At 54.3% G+C, this 258-nt stretch carries 1 pseudogene; it reads right to left on the bottom strand.

The annotated features are described in order from the left end of the window. Positions 1–244: pseudogene (locus J1784_RS00105) on the bottom strand (VWA domain-containing protein); the annotation flags it as partial. Positions 245–258: the final 14 nt, after the last annotated feature.

Raw genomic sequence — 258 nt, forward strand, 5'->3', positions numbered from 1 at the left:
GGCGGGTCAGGGCGATGACCAGCAGGATCCAGATAATCCAGAAAAGTACACCGCTCAGTTTGCTGCTGCGAACCGGCTGGCTGTTGAGTTTAACTTCATCAATCAGCTCAGGCAGAAAAGGCACGCGTACTCGCTCTTTGACCTCGTTATCCTGAGGCAGAAAATAGCGGCTAAGCAGCGGCAGAAAAATCAGTATCGCGGCCCACGGCCACGCGAAATCGAGGCGGCTCAGAAACTCAGACATCAGGCAGTTTCTCC

It is taken from the genome of Rahnella ecdela (assembly GCF_019049625.1).
Classification (GTDB): Bacteria; Pseudomonadota; Gammaproteobacteria; order Enterobacterales; family Enterobacteriaceae; genus Rahnella; species Rahnella ecdela.